This is a genomic window from Desulfolithobacter sp. (genome assembly GCF_054025815.1).
The window spans coordinates 100,587-117,736 of the sequence record NZ_JBPMMS010000042.1 but is presented as its reverse complement, the minus strand read 5'-3'; the positions used below and the strand labels follow the sequence as shown (position 1 = coordinate 117,736).

Annotated in this window: 12 protein-coding genes and 2 pseudogenes; 8 read left to right on the top strand and 6 right to left on the bottom strand. The window is 53.4% G+C overall.

Annotation, left to right across the window (positions count from 1 at the left end; translation table 11 throughout):
• Positions 1-344: 344 nt before the first annotated feature.
• From ACXJJY_RS12085 to ACXJJY_RS12070, 4 genes are all read left to right on the top strand, one after another.
• Positions 345-716 carry a response regulator gene (locus ACXJJY_RS12085; RefSeq protein WP_456388174.1) on the top strand — a complete coding sequence of 124 codons (372 nt, stop codon included), beginning with the start codon at positions 345-347 and terminating at the stop codon, positions 714-716.
• A 106-nt stretch (positions 717-822) separates the two neighbouring features.
• Positions 823-1,290 carry a chemotaxis protein CheX gene (locus tag ACXJJY_RS12080; RefSeq protein ID WP_456388172.1) on the top strand — a complete coding sequence of 156 codons (468 nt, stop codon included), beginning with the start codon at positions 823-825 and terminating at the stop codon, positions 1,288-1,290.
• A gap of 747 nt (positions 1,291-2,037) precedes the next feature.
• The gene (locus ACXJJY_RS12075) at positions 2,038-2,496 is read left to right on the top strand and encodes a chemotaxis protein CheX (RefSeq protein ID WP_456388170.1); all 459 of its coding nucleotides are present in this window, start codon (positions 2,038-2,040) and stop codon (positions 2,494-2,496) included.
• A 342-nt stretch (positions 2,497-2,838) separates the two neighbouring features.
• A complete protein-coding gene (locus ACXJJY_RS12070; RefSeq protein ID WP_456388168.1) occupies positions 2,839-4,728 on the top strand; it encodes a hypothetical protein in 1,890 nt (629 codons plus the stop codon).
• Positions 4,729-4,747: 19 nt separating this feature from the next.
• Here ACXJJY_RS12070 and ACXJJY_RS12065 read toward each other — a convergent pair.
• A pseudogene (locus ACXJJY_RS12065) lies at positions 4,748-5,806 on the bottom strand (sigma-54 interaction domain-containing protein); the annotation flags it as partial.
• Positions 5,807-5,826: 20 nt separating this feature from the next.
• Positions 5,827-6,330, bottom strand: a complete 504-nt coding sequence (locus ACXJJY_RS12060; RefSeq protein ID WP_456388166.1) for a Crp/Fnr family transcriptional regulator — start codon at positions 6,328-6,330, stop codon at positions 5,827-5,829.
• Positions 6,331-6,496: 166 nt separating this feature from the next.
• On the opposite strand from ACXJJY_RS12060, the gene ACXJJY_RS12055 reads away from it, so the two are divergent.
• Entirely contained in the window at positions 6,497-7,051 is a 555-nt protein-coding gene (locus ACXJJY_RS12055) for a thermonuclease family protein (RefSeq protein ID WP_456388164.1), read from the top strand.
• A gap of 64 nt (positions 7,052-7,115) precedes the next feature.
• Here the strand turns inward: ACXJJY_RS12055 and ACXJJY_RS12050 are convergent, their stop codons facing one another.
• Positions 7,116-8,474 carry a hypothetical protein gene (locus ACXJJY_RS12050; RefSeq protein ID WP_456388162.1) on the bottom strand — a complete coding sequence of 453 codons (1,359 nt, stop codon included), beginning with the start codon at positions 8,472-8,474 and terminating at the stop codon, positions 7,116-7,118.
• Positions 8,471-10,264 carry an ATP-dependent zinc metalloprotease FtsH gene (gene ftsH, locus ACXJJY_RS12045; protein WP_456388160.1) on the bottom strand — a complete coding sequence of 598 codons (1,794 nt, stop codon included), beginning with the start codon at positions 10,262-10,264 and terminating at the stop codon, positions 8,471-8,473. Before ftsH ends, ACXJJY_RS12050 begins: the two co-directional genes overlap by 4 nt.
• A 1,208-nt stretch (positions 10,265-11,472) precedes the next feature.
• Between ftsH and nrfD the strand changes: the two genes are divergently transcribed.
• Together nrfD and ACXJJY_RS12035 are read left to right on the top strand one after the other, a co-directional pair.
• Positions 11,473-12,666, top strand: a complete 1,194-nt coding sequence (nrfD, locus tag ACXJJY_RS12040) for an NrfD/PsrC family molybdoenzyme membrane anchor subunit (protein ID WP_456388158.1) — start codon at positions 11,473-11,475, stop codon at positions 12,664-12,666.
• 76 nt (positions 12,667-12,742) lie between these two features.
• The gene (locus ACXJJY_RS12035; protein ID WP_456388156.1) at positions 12,743-13,186 is read left to right on the top strand and encodes a MerR family transcriptional regulator; all 444 of its coding nucleotides are present in this window, start codon (positions 12,743-12,745) and stop codon (positions 13,184-13,186) included.
• A gap of 341 nt (positions 13,187-13,527) precedes the next feature.
• Here the strand turns inward: ACXJJY_RS12035 and ACXJJY_RS12030 are convergent, their stop codons facing one another.
• A complete protein-coding gene (locus tag ACXJJY_RS12030) occupies positions 13,528-14,871 on the bottom strand; it encodes a sigma-54 interaction domain-containing protein (protein WP_456388264.1) in 1,344 nt (447 codons plus the stop codon).
• Between the two features lie 30 nt (positions 14,872-14,901).
• Positions 14,902-15,930: pseudogene (locus ACXJJY_RS12025) on the bottom strand (PAS domain-containing protein); the annotation flags it as partial.
• 432 nt (positions 15,931-16,362) lie between these two features.
• Between ACXJJY_RS12025 and ACXJJY_RS12020 the strand changes: the two are divergent.
• Complete coding sequence (locus ACXJJY_RS12020; protein WP_456388154.1) at positions 16,363-17,118, top strand: 4Fe-4S dicluster domain-containing protein; 756 nt, start codon at positions 16,363-16,365, stop codon at positions 17,116-17,118.
• The last annotated feature ends 32 nt before the right edge of the window (positions 17,119-17,150 follow it).

Sequence of the window (17,150 nt, the reverse complement as noted above, 5' to 3'; positions counted from 1 at the left end):
ATATTGTCTATTTTTTAAAGCAATAACTGTTCCATTTGTGGCGCTTTTTATGTGCCTGAGTTTGTGTTTGTTGATCATGGTGAGATCTGGAGCGGAAGAAGGTGTTTCGGGATGTTTTGTTGTGTCGGATTATTGACACCGGTTTGGGGGTGGCACCTGAATAATGCGTTTTTGCGCGTCGATCCCTGTTCGCTGGAGTGTGGATGCGGGTGGCTGGATGTGGATGGAATTTTTCCTGTAAACCGGGAAGAGTGCTTGCTTTTAGCCCTTGTAAATTGATACTATATGGGCATCCAGAATTATCCATGATAACATTATCTGTTGATAACATAGGAGGAATGCAGATGGGAAAAAATGTACTGCTCGTCGACGATTCGAGCACAATGCGGAAAATTGTCGGGCGTTCGCTGCGCCAGGCCGGACTGGACTTTGGTACGATATTTGAGGCCGGTGACGGACTTGAGGCCCTGGAAGTTCTTGAAAAAGAGTCTATAGATATCGTTTTGAGCGATATCAATATGCCGAACATGAATGGTATCGAGTTTCTGAGGGAAAAGGCCAACCGGGAAGGGATCAAAGATATTCCCGTGGTTATGATTTCCACGGAAACAGGAGAGGATATCATCGGTGAGGCGAAAAGCCTCGGAGCAGTCGACGCGCTGAAAAAACCTTTTACTCCGGACAAGGTCAATGAGGTGTTGGGGCCGCTGATGTAGGTTCAGGGGATGGAGCAGGTCAGATTTCCCTTCGATTCGACCTGCTCCGTTACGACGTCGGGGCAGGTTGCGACAACATGCCCGGATCGAAAAGCCGGAGGAGAGTGTGGAAAATTTTGCCGAAATAACGGACAAAATGATAGAGGCCACAGTCGAGATTTTTACGACTATGGTCATGATGGATATTTCAGTTGCCGGGGAGCCGAAAAAGGAACTTGGTCAGCTAAAGGATACCATAACCGGAATGGTCGGCCTTGCGGGCACATATAAGGGTGTACTGGCTGTTCATATTCCCACAGATGTCGCCTTGGCCATAACCTCCAGTTTTCTTGGAATGGATGTGGATGAAATGAACGAGGATGTGCAGGATGCCATCGGTGAAATTGCCAATATGCTGGGTGGTAACGTCAAGACGACCCTCTCGGATGGCGGCAAGGATATTCAGTTGTCTCTGCCTTCAACGATTTCCGGAGATGAATACTCGTTTATGTCCCAGAATCAGGGAGAGAAGGTAATTGTTCCATTTCAGGCTCCCGGGGGGGTCTTTCACGTGGAGCTGGAGCTGGAACAGTAACTGTTTTTTTCAGTGACGACCGGGGCAGGGGATTGCTGGAAAAGGTTGCTTGGAAGCCAGCCCCGGCCGGTTAGCGTTCTGGCAGGTCTCCTTCTTTTGCAGGATGCGGACGGGAGGGGATCTTGTTGTTTTTGCCATGAAGAAAACGATGTTGAGCAGGCTTTTATCCTGTTTGAAGAAAAGGTGAAAGATTCACTTGTTTGCCGGCGAGCCTGATTTGACCGTTCAAAGGTATTGTGAAAAACGCTCTTTACTGTGCCCCGGAGTTTCGTTGCAATCGTTTGCCCGAAGATTACCACAGTCAGTCATGATGGCGTCGCAAAAAGCCCGATCTACTGCGTTGTAGCGGGTACGGCCAATGCTCCCGTACCATATGTACGCCTTCGCTTGGCTGTACCCGCTACGCCCCGGAGTCTCACTCCGTTCGCTTACCTGTATATCGAGCTTTCGAAGGTCTCGCTTCTCTTGCTATCTATGCTGAGCCATCTTTAAATTGTGATGGACTTTTTACGATTCCATCAGTCATGATTATCTTCATGGTTTGAAGTTTTCGCTGCCCGTTGAGGCGGGATATTTCCCGGTCGTGAGCCGGTCGTGCCGGCTCGACAAACCTGCTCAGGTCCTGCCGCGACAGTCATCAGGTATTTATCCGGCAACTCGACAACAGGAGCACCTCTCGTCTGGCTGTGTCTTTGTTTCTTTGTTCATCATTTTTTAAAATCAAAAACAGACTTGGAGAATATAGGCGTGGAACTGGCAAAATATATACAGGAGGCAACCAGTGACGTGTTTGCCAGTATGATCTTTCTGGATATCGAGCCGGGCGAGGCCCTGGAGAATGAAGACTCTGTCCTGGAGTCAAACATCAGCAGTATGATTGGCCTGGCTGGTGATCTCAAGGGGTTGCTGGCTGTTCATTGTCCTGCAGAGGTGGCCAGGAAGATAACTGGATCCATGCTGGGAATGGAGGTTGAGGAGATTGACGATGACGTGAAGGATGCCATTGGCGAGATCGCCAACATGGTAGCCGGCGGTCTCAAGACGTCGTTGGCCCGGGATGGTAAGGACGTGCAACTGGCGATTCCCACAGCCATTGTCGGGTCGTCCATTCGGGCATCGGGTTTGTCAGGGGCTCAGCGTGTAGTTGTTCCGTTCCGTATTTCTTCAGGGGAGTTTGCCATTGAGCTCAAGTATGTTCTGGCCTGACCAGGAGGAATCCATGTGCGAAAAAGTGGCTTTTGGGCGGGCCAGGTAAAGATTACATATCAGCGTGCCGAAAAATACAGAGACTCTTGTGTCAGGTTTGGCCGAAAATGAACACAAGTGTGGATGAGTGTCCAGGAGTTCAGCATGGTTGAACTCCTATCCTGTCTGTTGGGTCGGACTGGGTGCAACAAGGCTAAGTTTCAACAGGTGCCTGACGCATGTTCGTTGAATCGAGTCAGCGGGCCAGGGACCTCTGTGCGAAAAGATGACCACTTTGTTTGTGACCGGCAAATGAAGTGTTAATAAAGCTCACGGGTATTCACTATGAAAGCCAGGGCCAGGTTGGATCGTATAATAGAAGCCTGCCGGGAGCGGATCCAGACCGAGGTTTCCGCCCTCTTAGGTAAGGAGCTGGTGCTGTCTCAGGCAGAGACGGACATCCTTACCAAAGAGGATTTCTTCTCCATGCCGGCAGGCAAGATGGTTCTGGCCCATATCCAGCTTGAAGGCGAGATCGAAGGCCATGGAGCCCTGCTGGTCTTGTTGAAGGATGCGATCAGGATTGGTGGCACTCTTATCATGCTTCCCGATTCAGAGCTGGAATCTGTTGTCGCGGAAGAAAGCTATACCGAGGAACTGGAGGATTCCTATGGTGAGATAGCCAATATTGTAGCCGGGGCCCTTACATCAACGTTCGAGGAGCTTTCTCCCAAGAGCTTTCGTCTCGTCCGGACTGAGCAGGAGATAATTGTCCCGGTCAAGGTGGATGTCGAGTCGGATAAACCGATTCCCAACGACACATATTATCTCATGACCTCCACTTTGCGGCTGGACGGGGTTGAAATGGGCGATATGCACCTCCTGCTTCCAGCCGCACCTTTCGGGCTGGTTGATGCCGAATCGTCTCCAGAGAATGAACCTGTGGCGGAAGAAGAGGCCCAGGGTGCCGCTTCGGGACCCGTGTCTTCAGGGGAAGGCGATGCTGAAGACGAGATAGAGGTAATCAGGAACCAGGGAGCTGATTCCGGCGAGACAGAGGTCGAGACGATTCGCCGGGAGCCGGCTCCATCTGAAGAGCCGGAGCCTGGAAATAAAGGGCCGGAAGAAAAAAAGACAGACCCGGCAAAGCAGAAAAAGATCGTTGACCGTATTCTCGAGGGATGTCGGCAGCAATTGGAGACCGAGGTCGGGGGTCTGCTTGGGGGAGAGCTTGAGCTCACCCCGGAAGATCAGGTGTTCCTGACCAAGGAGGATTTTCTCGATCAGCTTGGCAGCAAACAGGTTCTTGCCCGGTTGGCAGTCAGGGGCGAGAAAGAGGGAGAAGCCTATCTCTTCGTGTCTCTGAAAGATGCTATCTTTCTTGGTGGAACCCTGATTATGCTTCCTGAAGGAGAGCTTCAGGAAACTGTCCAGCGTGAAGAGTTCGGACCGGATGCAGAAGATGCCTATGGAGAGATTGCCAACATCATAGCCGGAGTGTATACGGCTGTTTTTGAGGAGCAGTATCGCAAGAAACTGGGTTTTGTCAAAACAGGGCTTGAGAAGATAGTGCCGGCCAAGGTAGACCCTGATTCCGATGACACCTTCCCCAACACCCTGTATTACCTCGTTCGTCTTTCCATGAGCTTCTCAGGACAGAAGCTTGGGTACCTGCAGGTTCTGTTTCCGGCCGAAGTCCTGGATCTTGAACAGCCGGAGCCGGACGGGATCGGTAAAGAGCAGGAGCCCATGTCTGCTGCTCCTTCACAGGCTGGCGCCGGAACCGGTGGAGGAGACAGTCCCTCTTCTGCGGCAGGTTCAGCGGTACGGTCAACGCAGGGTGACAGCGGTCCTGTTGTGGAACAGGTCAGGGGGCATGGCTCGGATGTGCCGGATGTCCTTATCTGTACCGATCACGAGGAGGAGGGAGAGCGGATAGCCAATGTTTTGGGTAAGATGGGGTATGTGCCCCGGGTGTTACACTTCAAGGATCCGGTGGCCAATTTTCTTCCTGGAGCCATAGGTTGTATTTTTCTGGTGATGCGGACTGTGAGTGAGCAGGGTTTTGGAGTGGCCATAAAGATACATGCCGCTGCTCCAGCTGTTCCACTTGTTGCCGCTGGCCCTGCCTGGACGCGGACCACGGTTCTCAAGGCGGTTAAGTACGGTGCCGTGGACATCTTGATCACTCCGGCAACAGAGGAGGATATCAGAGAAAAAATAGAATCTCACCTCGGCCGTAAGGCTGCCTGAGGCCGGAAGCCGGTATTACTTATGCATCTTGCCAGCAATCCTGAATACCTTTCTTTTTTATTTTCTCAAGCAGCGTCGTTCTCTTGAGATTGAGGATCCTGGCGGCTTCTTTTTTATTCCCCCGGGTCATTTTCAGAGCCTGGATGATGAGCTGAGTCTCGTAATCGTTGACCAGGGCGTTGAAGTCCACCCCCTTTTCGTCCCATGATACTTTTTCGGCAGGTGTTGTCCCTGAAAACAGCAGCAGCTGTTCAGGCACTGACACATCTGGGCTTTTTGGTTCCGTATCGGCAGCCAGAGAGTCCGTCTGGCCGTTGTGCGATCCTCGGTACTTGTCGGGAAGGTCGGTAAGGCTGACAACCTTTCCGGCGTGGAGGATGGTCATGTGCTGTACCAGGTTTTCCAGCTCCCGAACATTGCCGCGCCAGTGGTAGGTCATGAGGGCCTCCATGGCAGAGCGGTCAAAACCCTTGAGGGGGTGTTTTCTGTTTTTGCCGATGGTCCTGATGAAGTGTTCCAGCAGCACCGGGATATCCTCACGCCGTTCACGCAGTGGCGGGATGGAGACGGGGATGACACAAAGGCGGTAATAGAGATCTTCCCGGAACTGTCCTTCATTGACCAGTTCTTCCAGGTTCCGGTGGGTGGCGGCAACGATCCGCACGTCCACCGGGATCGGTTTCAGGCCGCCCACCGGTTCGAATTCCCTTTCCTGAAGCACCCGGAGCAGCTTGGCCTGGAGCACCGGTTTCATGTCGCCGATTTCGTCAAGGAAGAGGGTGCCGCCGTCGGCATATTCGATGCGACCGGTCTTGGCGGTGTTGGCGCCGGTAAAGGCGCCCTTGGTGTAGCCAAAGAGTTCGCTCTCCAGAAGATCGTCGGGAATGGCGGCGCAGTTTACCGGTACAAAATTCTTTTTGCTTCGCGGGCTATGGGCATGAATGGCCTTTGCCACCAGTTCCTTTCCTGTCCCGGATTCACCCTGGATAAGGACAGTACTCTGGTCGTCTTCGGCCAGTTTTCCGATCAGGTCAAAGAGGCGCTGCATTTTTTCGCAGCGGCCTATGATGCCGTGGAATGAATTGTTCACGTGAGTTCTCAGGCGGGAAGCTTGTCGGCCAGGCGGCTGGAGGTGCGACGCATATTGAGGCTGAGCAGACGCATTATTTTTTTGAGCAGGGTGATGCCGATGGATGGGTAGCGCTTTGTGAGGATATCAAAGCCTTTCTTGGTGAGGATGATCACCACCGAAGGCTGCCTTGCAATGACAGATGCCGAGCGGGGAGCCTTGTCGATAATGGACATTTCCCCGATGGTGTTGCCTTTGCCAAGTCTGGCTATGACACGGTAATCACCATCGATTGATTTTTTCAGAACGTCAAGCAGTCCGCGGACCACAAAGCACATGTAATCACCCTTTTCACCCTCTGTGAAAAGGTACTCGCCGCGGTTAATCTCAGCGTAATTCATATGGCGGGCCAGGATATCAAGCTCATCAATTTTAAAGGCGTCAAAGAGCGGGAGTGAGAGTATGAAATCCCTGGTCCGCTCTTCGGTTTCAGTGAGTTCGGCATGATAGCCGCGCAGGTCTTCTGCTTCCATGGATATCTCTTCCCGGCACCGGCCTGGAGTAATATTCACTATAATTTTTTCAGGGTTTTGCTACACTGAAATAAAGAATATCACACCTGTAATGGAAAAAACAAGGGTCTTCCGGTTCGCATGTCATGTTTTTGACAGGATGAGCCGGCTGAAATCGGAGGGGCTGATGGTTTGGACACCCTGGAAGAGCTTTGCGGGTCAACAGTCACTTTTGCTGAGGGTAGGGGCTGGCGCCCTCGTTTTTCTGTATTTACTGGCAGTCCCGCTGTCTCCGGCGCTGGCCTGGCACGCCTACGTGGTCAAGGTCCTGGATGGTGATTCTCTCCGGGTGAAAAAGGGTAACAGGATTCTGGAAATCCGTCTCTACGGTATCGACGCGCCGGAATATGGACAGCCCTATGGCGAGCAGGCTAAACGATTCACCCGGCGGCTTACCTATAAAAAGACCGTCTCTCTTACATCCAGGGATGTGGACCGCTACGGTCGTATTGTGGCTCTGGTCAAGAGTGACGGCCGGCTGGTAAACCGGGAGCTGGTCCGCGAGGGACTTGCCTGGGTCTATCCCAAGTACTGCCTGGAGCAGCCTCTGTGTTCCAGCCTGAAGCGCCTGGAGTATAAGGCGCGCAGGGCCCGTCGAGGGTTATGGAAGGCAAAGAATGTCGTGTCACCCTGGAAATGGAAACAGCGGGAGCGAGCCAGGGGACTGGATGGGCGACGATAAGTTCCCTGTGGAGCTGATGTCGTGGAGCAAGAGCAATTCAGGGAACAGTAATTTTTCGCTCGGTTTACCGGTCGCCTGGTTCTTCGCCCGTGGTGTCCTGCTTCACGGTGTCGTTCCAGGGGTCCTGGTCGTATCCCAGCCGCTGCCAGTCCATGCGGCCGTTTTGGCCGTGGCAGTCCAGGCAGTCCAGGGCCTGGTTTGCCGGGGCGACTCCGTGGCTGAGGGTCCGGTAGGTGACGGTCGTGGTATAGCCAAAGGTACCGGAGTAGGGCAGACGGATGGAGTTCATCCCCTCACGGGCCGTGTCGTCCCACGGCTTTTCCGAAAAAAGACGCGTCGGGGTGTCGGCCAGTTGTGGAGAAATAAGATAACGATACCTGACATCGTAGAGCTGGGTGGCATAGACCGCGGAAAAGGGGGTTATCTTTGCCTGCGGGCTGCGCTGGGCAGGTTGCTGGATGGCGGTCAGGTGTTCCGGTCTGATCCGGGTTCCACGGCGGTAGAGAAGCTCTGACCCGTCACTCCAGAGATACTGCGGTTCGATATTCCGGGTCAGCGTAAAGCCGTTGCGGTCCAAAGTGATGTCCCTTTGGCCATCGATCAGCAGTCGCGAGATGGTATCGGCCCGGTTGCCCATGACCCAGTTCCAGGTGACCGGGGCCGGGGCCGTGCGTCCAAAGCTGGGAATGTGACAGGTCTTGCAGCTGATTTTGCGGCCATGTTCATTGAGCCGGGTCAGCTGATGGGGGGCCTGGCCATGGCAAGCCTGACACCCCTTGGCCGTGGCTTTCAGGTCTTTGATCGGAACCCGCTGGAACCGGTGCTGTCCCTTGGTCTGGTGGCAGCTCTGACAGGTGAAAGAGATCCGTTCGGAGGCAAGGTGGATGTCTTCGGTTATCCGGGATGCTCCCTGGCTGATGCTGTCGGTCAGTCCGCAGTCCCTTCCATGGCAGGTGGTGCAGTTGCGTGGCTCTGGCCGGCCGGCATTGCGGGCCAGAAAGAGATAGTCGTTGTCCTGTCCACGCCGGTAGCTGCCTGTGGTATCGTGGCAGACCAGGCAGTCGATACTTTCCATGTCATTTTCCCAGACTCCGGCAGGATTCTGGCTGATATGGCAGCCCAGACAGTGGGTTGGGTTGCCGGATGCGGAGATGGCAAACGTGGTCAGTCCTTCAAGCTTGGAGTATGCTTCTTTTTGTCCGTCGATAACCCGTGGACGGATCCAGGTCCAGTGGCTGGAGTGGAGCAGGTCCTGACCGGCCCCGGGATGACACGCCAGGCAGGATCTGGTTACCTCGCGGCCACTGTTCAGGGGCCGGGCCAGGTTCCGGTGTGCCTCGGCAGCAGTGGCAGGGCTGCGGGGCAGCCACAGACCAAGCGCTGCCAGTAGAACCAGTGTTACTTTCCGGTGTGTTGCCATCATGCTGTCTCTTTTTTCCCGTGTCGATGGACGATGTTCTCTATGTCCTCTCTGGTGAGGGTCTCCCTTTCCAGGAGGGTCCGGGTCATCTCTTCGAGGATATCTCTATGATCGTCGAGGATCTGCCGTGCCTGTTCATGGGCAGACTCGATGATTTTCTTGACCTCCTTGTCTATGAGCACTGCGGTCTCTTCGCTCATGATCTGGTTTTTCCCGCTCAGCGGGTCCGAGGCTCGGAAGGCGATGGGGCCGATGGCCTCGCTCATTCCCCACTCACAGACCATGCGGCGGGCAATATCGGAGACCCGTTCAATATCGTTGCCAGCCCCGGTGGTGATCTCGTTGAAGATCATCTCCTCGGCGACCCGCCCGCCGAGCAGGGTACACAGAGTATTTAACAGGTAGGTGCGGTCATGGGAGTGTTTTTCCTCTTCCGGCAGCTGCATGGTCAGGCCCAGGGCCTTACCCCGGGGAATGATGGTGACCTTGTGGACGGGGTCGGTTTCGGGCAGCATCCAGGCAACCAGGGCGTGGCCGGCCTCGTGGTAAGCCGTGATGGTTTTTTCCTTTTCCGTGATGATCAGCGAGCGGCGTTCCGCACCCATCATGACCTTGTCCTTGGCTTCTTCAAGCATTGCCATGGTCACGGCCTTTTCCCTGGTTCGGGCCATGAGCAGGGCGGCCTCGTTGATCATGTTGGCCAGTTGCGCTCCGGAGAATCCGGGCGTACCTCTGGCAATGGTTTTCCAGTCCACATCCTCGGCCACTTTGATTTTTCTTGCGTGTACACGGAGAATCTGTTCCCGGCCGCGCACATCGGGCAGCGGGACAAGGATCTGGCGGTCAAAACGTCCGGGCCGCAGCAGGGCCGGGTCCAGGATGTCCTGACGGTTGGTGGCTGCGATGACAATGACATGATCATTGGCCTCAAAGCCATCCATCTCCACAAGCAGCTGGTTTAAGGTCTGCTCCCGTTCATCGTTGCCGCCAACACCACCTGAACTTCGGTGCCGGCCAACGGCATCGATTTCATCGATAAAAATGATGCAGGGCGCCTTCTTTTTTCCTTCCTCGAACAGGTCCCGGACCCGCGAAGCGCCAACCCCGACATACATCTCGACAAAGTTGGACCCTGAGATGGAATAAAAGGGAACGCCAGCCTCGCCGGCAATGGCCTTGGCCAGAAGCGTCTTGCCTGTGCCCGGCTCTCCATAGAGAAGAACCCCGGTTGGTATCCTGGCACCGGCTTCGGTAAACTTGTCTGGATTTTTCAGAAACTCGACGATCTCGAAGACCTCTTCCTTGGCCTCCTCGATGCCGGCGACGTCCTTGAAGGTGACCTGAGGGTGCTGGGTGTCAATGAGCTGGGCCCGGCTCTTGCCGAAGGCCATGGCCTTGGGGCCGCCCCCCTGAGCTTTACCACGCTGCATGAACACAAGCCAGATAATGATGATCAGAAGGAAGGGAACCCAGGAGAGAAACATCTGCAGGAACCAGTGCGGTTTTTTCTCCTTGCGCACTTCGATGCTGATCCCCTTTTTCAGTAGATGTGGCAGGGCGTCGTTGGTGGGCGGGACAATGGTTTTATACAGGGTGCCGTCGGATGTTCGCCAGCTAATGCTGTCCTCCTTGATTGTCACTGTGGAGAGCATGCCCTTGTCCACCTTTTCGAGAAACTCGTTGTAGCGAACCAGGTGGTAGGGTTGCGGTGGTCCTTTGAGCATGTTGAAGAGGAGCATGCCTCCAAGGGCGACCATGAGCCAGATGGCCAGGTTTTTGTAAAAATATTTCAACGATATCTCCTGAACAAGTTTTGAGCTTGACCGCTGGCACACTGCGCGGGTTGAGCAAGGCCTGGTGGATGGGCGCAGAATGCGTCCTCGCCAGGGGTTCTTCAAGGGAGTGGAAAAGGCATTTTGCGGTAATGCCCGGGGCTTGATGATCAGGTACCACAATTTCCGGCAAAGGTAAAGTCTCTATGCGGAGATTGCCTGGAAGGGTCGGGACGCAAACAGGAGGGGAAGGAAGAAGACCCCCGGAGCCGCCACTCCAGGGGTCTGTTTCAGGGCTGTCTCGTTTTTTGGCTTTTTCTCTTGAGCAGCTGTCTTTTATGAAAGCATTTTCAGTGCCGGAAAATTACGCAAAGGATGTTTTTTTCAGGGCATAGAGTCAACCTGCTGAAGATAAAAGTTTTGTTTTTTGAGTCGCTACCACAGGGTGTCTTCATGGGTCGGAAAAACCCCTGACAGTGAAGGCGCAAAATGTGTCTATCTTCATTTTATTTTGGCTTTTTTTGCGTCTTTATGGAAATAATGAATGGTGACTCATTCAGCGGAAATCGCCCATTTGCCGACTTGTGGATGCTGTCTGGGTTGGTAAATGTAACCAGTCGTATTCACGGTACATATTTGGGACATGATAATTTCCAGTTTTTGCAATATAGTTATAAGGGATTAGCCTGCGTCCTTGGGTTGCAAATAATCTTAAAAAAATATGTTAATAAATATTGACATCCGGTTGGCGCTTTCGCTATAAGGAAATCATAAAGAGTTCAGGCTTTCTTCGGTTTGTGTTCCGGAGTGTAAAAAATATGCAGAGGCTATAGCAAAGGAGGTGATGCGGCAGAAAAGATGAAATGACTGATTTTCATCCGCCAGTGAAAACCAGTCAAATATGTTTTTTCCAGTTGAACTGGAAGCAAGGAGGAATCAATGGAAGCTGTAATTTTTCTCGTTTTTTGGCTAGGTGGTGCTGCTCTCCACACCCTGTTTGATATCAAGATCAAACCGGTCCTTCAGGCCGTCAGGGAAGAAGGAGATTTTTCCTAGCCCTACGGCTCTGGTTTTGTCACCATGTGCCTGCTGCACCGGTCGCCTGTCGGCCGGATATGTCTGGATACCCGGTATCCAGTTTAAAAACCAGACAAGCATCCCCGAGGGTAGAGGACCCGTCGGTCTCTGCCTGTCTGGCTGCCAAGAAGGAATTATGGAGGATTGCTATCATGAATAATGTACTGGCCAGGGTACTGCCCCATGAGGGTGGCCTTGAAGCAAGCTCATCAGGTGCTTACAACGCGGCGATTGGAATCTTCGGTCTGCTGACGCTTGTTGGTGTAGCTTTTGGTGTTCACGCTTTTTTTGCCGGCCATGAGCATGTTTACGGTATCTCCAGGGAGATCCCCTGGGGCCTCATGCTTGCTGCCTACGTGTTTTTCGTTGTCACCTCAACCGGTTTGTGTCTCGTGTCCTCCATTGGACATGTTTTTGGTGTCGAGGCCTTCAAGCCAATTGCCAAGCGATCGGTTTTTCTGGCCATCGCCACTATCGTTTCCGGTTTTGTCGTTATCGCCTTTGAAATCGAAAATCCCTGGCGAATGGCCCTTTATAACGTCATCTCGCCCAATCTTACCTCCAATATCTGGTGGATGGGTACCCTGTATGGCGCCTATCTCTTTTTCATGCTCATCGAGTTTGCCCTGCTCCAGGCTGGTCAGCACAAGACAGCCGGCATGTTCGGGCTCGCCGGCGTTGTCGCCGGTGTGGCAGCGCACTCCAACCTTGGTGCTGTTTTCGGCCTTCTTAACGGCCGTGAGTTCTGGCATGGTCCTTACATGCCCATCTACTTCATTACCTCGGCCATGATGTCCGGTTGCGCCGCGGTTATCTTCTTTCACTGGGCCGGTTACAAGATCAACGGCTGGCAGATGAGCGACAAGCTGCAGAAATCTCTTGGTTCGGTTGCCAAGCTCGGTGCCCTGCTCTATGTCACCATCATGTTTTTCACCACCTGGAAAATCCTCTCCGGGATCGCCGGTCATCCGCCGGGAAAATATGAAGCCATTATGTCTCTGCTGACCGGTCCCTATGCCAAGAATTTCTGGATCGCTGAAATCGGGATGGGCCTGGTGCTGCCTTTTGTCATTATTCTGGCTGTGCGGGCCAAAAATATCAATGCCATGGCACTCGGTTCACTGGCCTCCATCATCGGTATCTTCTTCATGCGCTATGATCTGGTGGTCGTCGGCCAGATTGTCCCGGGGCTGCACGAGTACAATATCGTGAGCCTGCCGCACCTCTTTTCGTATACTCCCACGCTCCATGAGTATATGATCACCATGGCAGGCTTTACTTTCTGCGCCATGCTTTTTATGATCGGAGAGCGCATGTTCCGCGGACACCTGTCCGAGGATCACTGAGGTGAATTGATCCGGATCGGGAGGCGGTTTTCCGTTATCCCGTTCCGGTTTCCCAGGAACTGAGGAGAACTGCATAATGGCCAGAAAACGGTCTGAAATCAAGTCGATGCGCCCCGATGTGCCAGTCTATCCAATTGGCGTGGCGGCCAGACTGCTCAATGTACATCCGCGAACCCTGAGGATTTACGAGGCCGAAGGGCTGATCTCTCCGACTCACGTTGGATCCAGGAGGATGTTCTCGGATCATGACATTCAATGGATAACCTGTTTGCGCACCTTGATCCACAAGGAGGGAATCAGTATACCCGGCCTGAAAAAATTGCTTGGCTTTGCTCCCTGCTGGGAAATTGCCGAGTGCCCGCCTGAGGTTTTCGAACAGTGCGGAGCCCGTGTGGACCGGGCTGTTCCCCGGACGCTCCATCCTGTGGGAGACGAGGTCGCAGCGCAGGAAGCCAGGAAGGCGGACCTGGAAAAGCGCAGGACCGTGGGGCAAAAAAAAAAGCGCACCTCATCCGGATAGATATGATGGTCTCCTGTCTGTCCCGCACGGCCGGTACAGCCAGAGTGCAGCGATTATTTATTTGAAACAGGAAAAAAGACAGGGACCGCTCTTTGTTTTGCCGGTATACGCCTGACAGGTCCCGGACCTGACTGCATGGTCATGTTACTCCGGCAGGAAACGAAAACCTGGATAACACTGAAAAGCCACTCCGAATCACCAGGATCAGGGAGTGGCTTTTTTTATTCTGTGGTTGCACAGCTCCAGTGCAGTACACGGGATATTTACACGGGTTATGGAGTCTGGTGCAGGGGGCATCGGATGTGGAATACCCGCTGGTATGTGATGTTTTTAACGCATATTCAGGACGCCTTGCGCAGTTCTCTGTCCAGGGGCCGTTCCAGGCCATATTTTTTTATCTTGCGCCGCAGGGTGTCCTTGGACACTCCCAGTTCCCGGCAGGTGGCCATCTTGCGCCAGTTGTTGCGCTCAAGTGCCAGGTAGATGGCCTGTTTCTCCACCTCCTCCAAGGTCTGGGGCCCGGCCCCGGTGGAGCCGGGCAGGGAAGAGTCCGGGCCACTGCTGCCGGTGAAGGTGTCGGGCAGATGTTCGGGCTGGATGTAACCGCCTTCACAGAGGATAAACGAGTATTCTATTATATTTTCCAGCTCCCTGATGTTGCCGGGATAATCATAGTGCATGAGAATGTTCAGGGCACTGCTGGAAATGCCGACAATATCCTTTCCCTGCTGGGCACTGTATTTTTTGATGAAATGCTCGATGAGGAGGGGGATATCTTCTTTTCTTTTGCGCAGGGGCGGGAGCTGGATTTTAACCACGTTGAGCCGGTAGAAGAGATCCTCGCGGAAGAGCCCCTGCTGGACCAGTTCCTCCAGGTTGCGGTTAGTGGCTGTTATGATCCGTACATCTGCCTTGACAGGAGTATTGGAGCCCAGGGGCTCGTAAACCTTCTCCTGGAGTACCCGCAGCAGCTTGACCTGGATCGAGTGGGGGATGTCACCTATTTCGTCCAGGAAAAGGGTCCCTCCTTCGGCGGCGGCGAACCGGCCTTTTTTGTCCTTGCGGGCATCTGTGAAGGCTCCGGCCTTGTAGCCGAAAAGTTCGGATTCCAGCAGGGTTTCAGGCAGGGCGCCGCAGTTCACCGTGATAAAGGGTTTGTCCCGTCGTTCACTGGCGTTGTAGAGCGCCCGGGCGATCAGTTCCTTGCCCGTGCCGCTCTCACCCAGGACCAGAACGGTGCTTGGGCTTCTGGCGATTTCCGGCATGATTTTGAACAACCGCTGCATGGCCGCAGATTTTGAAATGATTTCGTCAAAGGTGTATCTGCGGGAAAGCTCTCGGCGCAGCTGGGTAATGGTTGAGAGGTCGCGAAAGGTTTCGACCCCGCCGATGATGTTGCCTTCGTGATCGACCAGAGGAGCTGCCGAAATGGAAATGGGAACCGTTTCCCCGCGTGTGTTGCGGATCGTAATGGAGCGATTGGCGACCGGAGTGCCGCTGTACAGGCTTTCTGCTATGGCGCAGTTTTTTCCACAGATGGAAGAGTGAAAGATTTCGCTGCAGGATTTTCCCAGGGCATCCTCGGCACTCCAGCCGGTTATAGTTTCCGCGGCCGGGTTAAACGAGGTTATGCGCCAGTTCCTGTCCACAGTGAAGACCCCGTCGGCAATGGATTCCAGGATCATGCTTTTCCGGATGGAAAGAGTATTGTCACGGAAGGTTTCGATACCGCCGATGATATTGCCCTGATCATCCATCAGGGGGGACGCGCTGATGGAGACCGGAATGGAAGTGTTGTCCCTGGTTTTGATAAAAATCGGCCGATTGATAGTGGTTTTGCCGTTTTTTATAGCCTGGCGCAGCAGGCAGCCGTTACCGCAGATATTGGACTGGAAAATTGTGCTGCACGGTTTACCCAGGACCTCCTCTCTGGTCCAGCCGGTCAGCTTTTCCGCCGCCCGGTTGAACGAAGTGATATTCCAGTTGGCATCCACGGTGAAGACCCCGTCGGCCACCGAGCTTAAGATAAGATCGTTGCGGACATCGATAGTGTTGTCGCGAAAGGTCTGTACTCCGCCGATAATTCTGCCGTCCGGGACGGTGATCGGCGCAGCACTGATGGAGACCGGAATGGAGTTGCCGTGCCGGTTCCGCATGAAGATATTTTTGTCGATAATGGGGCGCCCACCCTTGAGGGAATCTTTGAGCAGGCACATCTTCTTCTGTGCCTTGCTGTGAAAAATATCACCGCAGGAGGAACCGATGACCTCTTCCCTGGTCCAGCCGGTGATTTTTTCCGCCGCCCGGTTGAAAGAGGTGATCTTCCAGTTTTCGTCCACCGTGAATACGCCGTCAGCTATGAAGTCCAGAGTTATCTGGTGAATTAGGGTCTGCTCGGTGGCGTCCTGCATGCTGATGACAGCCCCCCCGCAGCCTTGTGCTTCTGGCAGCGGAATGATGGAAATAAGTACTGCCTTTGCCTTGTCGTTGCTGCCGGGACAAACCAGGACAGGGTGGTTGACAACCACATGGCCCCTGGCTGTCGGCGTGCACAGATTGGTCAAGGCGGAGAACTGAACTTTGGAGCAGAATATCTTCTCGATGGTGATCCCGACGAGTTCCTCGGTCGGGACACCGAGTACCTGCTCGGCTTTGTCGTTGACCGATGTTATGCGCCAGTTGCGGTCTACCTGAAATATCGCAGCCTGTACCGATGATTTTGTTGTGTTTTCCGGGGAGCTCATGGTGGTTGTATTCGTGGGTGCTGCCGATTTTTTATGGTTGCCTGGACGATTTAGATATAACCGGCAATATCGATCAGGGCAAGATATCTGTTGGCGCTCGGTATCGTGAACATGGCTTATTTATTTCGAATTTTGCCGGATCCTTTTCGGGTGCGACGAGGTAATTTCAGAAATTTTGGAAATTATACTTTACAGGGCAGATTCTCTCAAAGATAATCTGTCTGGAGCAGGTGAAAATGATACGGAGGTTTTATGGAAAATTGATCAATATTATGCGCTATATTGATGAGTAAAGCTTGCAATTTGGCAATGCTGTAGTTATAAAATAACCTGTTTTCTGAATGAATTGTCATTCAGGGGAGGGTGGCAACGGCATGTGGTTTACAGGTACAAAGGTTTATACCTTATTCACCATATTCAGGGAGAAGTAGAATGAACATCAAAGAACTGGAAAAGCTTCGGAATGAGGGTGTGGACAGCCTCCCCTCTGAAGAGCGGCGAACTTTCCTCAAGGCCGGTCTGGCAATTACCGGCGTGTTTCTGGGTGGAAAGGTTTTGTCGCTGACAGCAGCAAAGGACGCGCACGCAGCCATCGGACTTCCACCACAGACCAGCGGTTTTCCGTACAAGCCTCATTATTCCATGGTCATCCGCCAGAACCGGTGTGTCGACTGTGAACGGTGCAAGGAAGCCTGCGTCAAGACCAACGACGTGCCCTCCTATGGATACCGGACCACGATCCTGGAACAGCTGCGTATTGTCGGCCCGGCGGAAACAGAGACCATCTTCATGCCGGTGCTCTGTAATCACTGCAACCGGCCACCCTGTGTCAGGGTCTGTCCCACCCGGGCTACCTACAAGGACAAGAAAACCGGCATTGTCATGATGGACTACAAAAAATGTATCGGCTGTAAGACCTGTATGGCCGCCTGTCCTTACAATGCGAGGTATTTCAAGGAAGAAAACCGCGCCATTGATAAATGTAACTTCTGTTATGATACCCGCCTCTCCAAGGGCATGAAAGATACTGCCTGTGTGGCTGCCTGTCCGGCAGATGTCCGCGTGTTTGGAGATCTCAGTGATCCGGAAAGCGAAGTGTACAAACTGGTTCATAAACCGGACCGGCTGGTTTGGGTACTGCGCCCCGAAACAGGCGCCCTGCCCAATGTCTATTACATGAACGACTGATATCTGTCCGGGATGGTTGATTCTGTACAATG